The 4,898-nt window shown below is 37.7% G+C and carries 6 protein-coding genes; all 6 read right to left on the bottom strand.

The window, feature by feature from the left end:
* Positions 1-534 (bottom strand): hypothetical protein (locus tag VB654_RS23005; RefSeq protein ID WP_323216146.1); only part of this gene is annotated, 534 nt, incomplete at its 3' end.
* 106 nt (positions 535-640) lie between these two features.
* A complete protein-coding gene (locus tag VB654_RS23000) occupies positions 641-1,591 on the bottom strand; it encodes a class I SAM-dependent methyltransferase (protein ID WP_323216145.1) in 951 nt (316 codons plus the stop codon).
* Positions 1,592-1,616: 25 nt separating this feature from the next.
* Positions 1,617-2,855: a glycosyltransferase family 4 protein gene (locus VB654_RS22995; RefSeq protein ID WP_323216144.1), complete on the bottom strand. Its 1,239-nt coding sequence runs from the start codon at positions 2,853-2,855 to the stop codon at positions 1,617-1,619.
* Positions 2,852-4,075 (bottom strand): hypothetical protein, encoded by a 1,224-nt coding sequence (locus VB654_RS22990; RefSeq protein ID WP_323216143.1) that lies wholly within the window; start codon positions 4,073-4,075, stop codon positions 2,852-2,854. Before VB654_RS22990 ends, VB654_RS22995 begins: the two co-directional genes overlap by 4 nt.
* 111 nt (positions 4,076-4,186) lie before the next feature.
* Positions 4,187-4,576, bottom strand: a complete 390-nt coding sequence (gene vapC, locus VB654_RS22985; protein WP_323216142.1) for a type II toxin-antitoxin system tRNA(fMet)-specific endonuclease VapC — start codon at positions 4,574-4,576, stop codon at positions 4,187-4,189.
* Positions 4,577-4,602: 26 nt separating this feature from the next.
* A partial coding sequence (gene vapB, locus VB654_RS22980; RefSeq protein WP_323216141.1) for a type II toxin-antitoxin system VapB family antitoxin occupies positions 4,603-4,898 on the bottom strand: 296 nt, incomplete at its 5' end.

Here is a 4,898-nt window from a genome sequence, read left to right as displayed (position 1 = left end):
CCCATAATCATCAAATTTATAGCCTTTATCACCAACGACTTCAAAATCATCAACCATGATAACTGCATGGATTTTATGATCGAGAATAATCTTACACTCTTCCAGAAGAGGTAAATCTTGACCCCAATGAGCATCAAGGTAAAAGAAAATAGGAACATCCTGAAATTTGATATCTTTGAGAAGACGCATTAAAAACAATCTACTATCACCAAATGAAAGATTAACTAGCTTGTTATTCCAGAATCTTGCTCTACAATATCCGAAGGTTCTTTCATGTCCTTCCACCGTATAGATCGGTAATCGGCTTATATTTGACATATATTCGGTAGTGCTTCCATGAAATGTTCCAGTCTCAAAAATTGCATTAAAACTAAACTGGTCAACTAGCTCAGAAAATATCTTGCATCGGAAATCCTGACCATTAAAAGCTCCTTCAAAAGCTCCTCCCCAAGATTTTTTCCACTCAGGATATCGGTAGAAGTCAATGATACCTAAATTTTGATCGCCAAGCATTTTACGGATTATTTTTTTCATTTTTTGTGTTGTCGTAACTTTTTAAAATTGATGATTTTGTAAGAACCTTTTTTCGGACTTTTTCCGTTAAATCTCTCTAGCAATGTGCCATCAAATTTATCTGACCTTAGCTGTGGCAAGAAACATCAACACGCCTTAACCAAAAACTAGCTGGCCAGTTTTGATTAGGATCGTAAGAATTAAAGGCAGTTGACAGTTTATCTGTATGGTAAAGATGCATATAACTACCTGCCCATAACACTTCAAAAGCAGAATTAAAACTCAAAAAAGCCTGCAAAATATACTGCTCATTCCAAAAGCGATGCCAGTCTTTAATCCACTGCTTAGGATATTCAGCAGGAAGAAATATATCATGAACATGAATAATCACACCTGGTGCTAAACATGGTAAGATTTTGAGGATTTCATAGTGAACATCGCTACCAACTTTACAAACATGAGATGAATCAATGAAAAGAATATCACCACTCTCCAATGAAGCAAAATGTTCTAAGGAAACTTCCTGGACAGGTTGCTCTAATAGTTCAATCGTAATTGGTAGTTTATGTTGTAAGAACTCTGGTGGGTAAGGTTCGATTGCTGTAAAACAGCCCTGATATCCTTCACTAATATTTTTCGCTAGTGCCTCTACTGCTAGTAATGATGAATATCCAGAGCCAATTTCAATGATCTGACGTGGACGAAAATAACGTACCATGCAGTATAAAATCTCAGCATCTACAGTTTCAAATGAAACATTTCCGAGATAGAATTGGGAGTTATTAGGTTTCCTGTCAGTGAAAACGTTATATTCATTATAATATTTTTCTTGAAATATCTTTAAAAACTGTAATTGCTGAACTTCATTCCATTCAATACCTCCTAAATTGGGAGAAATATCATCCCAAATATTATTTAATAATTCTTTCGTATCTGGCAAGGGACTATAAAAGCTAATTGGTTTTATATGATAACCTTGTGATTGCCACAGGTCAAAATATTTTGGATCAAAAGCAAAACGTCTTAAAAAATTAGCAATACCAATAGCTATTAAATCACGCAGTTTTTGTTTAATCATAGAGGTTGATAGTGTTGAATTTTATTTATATTTGAGGAATTTTTGTTTCTTTGTTAAATTGGGTAATATTGTTAGCAATTGCTTGATTATAGGCCGCTTCAAACCTTGTCACTATCTTAGACCAAAGAAACTCACGAGCAACACGATAAGCATTTTTTCCGATTTTTACAGATAGGTCAGAATCATTAAGTAATTTGAGCATAGCACTACTTAACTCTTGAACATCCAGGTTAACTTGATGACCTTCTGCATAGGCTTGACCTATCAATAAGGCTGCTTCTTGCTCACCCAATAATTCTTCTAACACAGGGAGTTTTCTAGCAATAATAGGCTTACTATAAAGCCCAGCTTCCATATAAACTAGCCCAAAAGATTCACCTTCAGAGGGAACACACAGCAATGTACAAGCTGCAAGGGCATCATGTTTATCTTGTTCTGCCCCAAAACCAAGCTCTATTACTCCATCCTCTGATGTTTCAGGAATTTTATCTGCTGAAGGTCCCATACAAACAAGCATGACATTAGGGTACTGTTTCCGAACAAGATAAAAAGCTGTTTTAATTAATGGATAACCTTTATCTATACTCTTACGCCCCAGAAATAAAATAATCGAACCATCAATACCGTATTTTTGACAAAAACGTTTAGCATCCCCGTCAGTGGGATTATCTACACCATTGCCAACTATGGCAAACGCCCCTGGGACTCCAGCCTTGTGTAAAAACTTGGCCTCAAATTCTGTATGTACCAATAAACCTTTCGCCAAACGATATAAGCATAAATCTAGTTGTGAATCTCCCCACTGCCCTGGATGCACAGTTGGTTGAACTAAAAATGCTACTCTCAAATGACGAGCTGCCGCAGCAGCTGCAAAGCCGATTAGTTCATGTGCTTGGCCAACATGATGAATAACATCTACTCCCTCTAAAGCCTTTACTAATTGTCGTGTAAATACTAACTCAACTAAGTAAATACCAAATTTACGTAAAGCTGGACAACCTATACATTTATAAACAAGCCACATCACCCAATTCAAAGTTTTGGGATGTCTGACTATATCAACTGATAGTCCGTTGATGGTTGTCTGAGATATCTGTTCAGAAAAGAAGAAATAGTCTTGATAGGATGGTGTGTGAGATATGGAACGCGTCACAATAGTAACTTGATGCCCTTTAGCTACTAATTCGTGAGCTAACTTCTCTGCGTGTACTTGTAGCCCACCGGATTGCGGATAAAATGTACGAATTGTAATACCAATTTTCATAACAATGAAATTGAAGATTTTTTTGGAGCCTTATAATGATCGTCATTCGCTAATTTGTAAATAGACTCCTTAAAAATACTATGAATAGATTCAGGATTAAAAATACTGTTGGCAGTTTTCCACGCTCCTTGAGCAAGTGCTATCCATTGATTTGGATTTTGAAGAGTAGATAAAGCAACGATAAGATCAGACGCATTCGGGGAATTAACTGACAACCCAGATCCATAATTTTGTGCTATTTGCAAGGGTTGACAGTAATCTGGACCCCAGACAATTATTGGTTTTCCAAACTGGGAATATTCCAAAAATTTTGTTGTGAAGCTTGTTTCCATCATTTGGCGGAATTTTTCTTCAAAGCTCATGACTACCAAGCAAACATCTGCTTCATACAACTTAAGTTTGAGTTGTTCATATGGTATTAAGCCAAGATATACTCCTTCTGCTTCCATCCATGCTTTTTCTTCTGCCGGCCAATCTGGCTGAGGTCCATAGACGTGAAATTCAATATCTTTTCTTCCTCGTAATGCTTTTGCTAAACTTAAAACACTCCTCCCGTAAGTATTAACAACAGTTCCAGCATAAATTAACCGCAGGGGTCGCCCTGTCTGCGGTGGCTGGAAGTCAGGTTGGAGTTCTGGATCACGAGGAGCAGGGCAAGGATAAAGCACTGGTGCATTGGGATGCTCCCCTAATTTCTGTTTCATCCCTGTACTGGTACAAAATGCTAAAGCACTAGCTTGATACATTTTATAAAAGCGATGTTCTAGGAGTTCTCGAACTATCGGGTATGGTTTTTCTAAGTTGAGGGTGAATTGCCCTCGCGGCCACCAGTCCTGAAAATTGGTAATTAAAGGCAGACCTGTTTGTTGGGCTAAAAGATAAGCTGTCCAACTTAAGGTATTATCTGGGATAGTAAATATTGCATCTGGGGAAAACTGTTTGAAGACAGGTTCAATCTGTTTTAAGATCCAGTATGGTTCAATCATCATTTCCATTTGTCGAACCAAACGACAGAAACGCGTATTAGATAAGCGTAACAAAATTGGGTGGCGACGTATGAGAACGCTGGGAATCTGAGGATGCTCAAAAGGACTGGAACTAGCTACAAATAACTCAAAGTCATCATTAAGTAAAAAATGCCTAAGCATAGCCAAGCAAGCCCCTCCACGTTGACTAGGGACTGTCCAAGCTAGATAAAATATACGGGGTTTCCTGTCCATATACAATTAAATGAATAGTTAAATAATTATGTTGATTATCAGTTTAGTGGTGTAGGCATTGCTCATTGTCTTCCAGCAGTTGTAAAATGCCATGACAAAAGTCTATTGGACTTAATCTGCCCAATTTTCAAGTCTGAGTCCCGTAACTCGTCTGAACTCTTTGAGATTATTGGTGACTAAAATTAATCCTAGCGAACGTGCATGGCCAGCAATCATTGTGTCATAGGGGCCTATAGGAGTCCCCAGCTTAGTGAGTTCTGCTTTTATCTGACCAAAATGAGTAGCTGCTTTAATGTCAAAAAGCTCAACTTCCATACGGGCTATCAAGTTTTCAATTGCTAACAAGTTTTGCTCTGGAACAGCAGATCGTTCTGCACCAAATATCAGTTCACCAAGGGTGATACTGGAGATACACATCTGTCCATCATGTTTCTTAAACAACCCTCGCACTTGGGGCGGTTTGTTTTTCATCGTGTAGATGACGATATTAGTATCAAGCATATACTTCAGCATCTTTTGAACACACTTCAAAAAGATTCCCGAATTTGATCTTCTGGCTGTTCACGAGAATTCATGAAGTCTGATGACACATTATAGTTATCAAACCAAGTATCCCAAGATTCATCCGCAGGGGTAATGATGCGTGTGTTACCTACGGCAACAATAGTTACTTTTTTGACTGTTTCTGGTAATTCGACGGTTTTGGGTAAACGCACTGCTTGAGTTTTATTTGTTCTAAAAATATTGGTTTGCACACTGCTCATAACACACCTACCTGAGTGAAAATCTATGGATATACAAATAGTATATCCTAGAAAAATGC

It is taken from the genome of Nodularia sp. UHCC 0506, from assembly GCF_034931045.1.
In the GTDB taxonomy this organism is placed as follows: Bacteria; Cyanobacteriota; Cyanobacteriia; order Cyanobacteriales; family Nostocaceae; genus Nodularia.
This window is presented reverse-complemented; position numbering and strand designations above follow the sequence as displayed.

Coding starts and splice junctions, on each gene's coding strand:
- VB654_RS23000 (WP_323216145.1), bottom strand. CDS start 1,591: ATGATTAAACAAAAACTGCGTGATTTAATAGCTATTGGTATTGCTAAT.
- VB654_RS22995 (WP_323216144.1), bottom strand. CDS start 2,855: ATGAAAATTGGTATTACAATTCGTACATTTTATCCGCAATCCGGTGGG.
- VB654_RS22990 (WP_323216143.1), bottom strand. CDS start 4,075: ATGGACAGGAAACCCCGTATATTTTATCTAGCTTGGACAGTCCCTAGT.
- vapC (WP_323216142.1), bottom strand. CDS start 4,576: ATGCTTGATACTAATATCGTCATCTACACGATGAAAAACAAACCGCCC.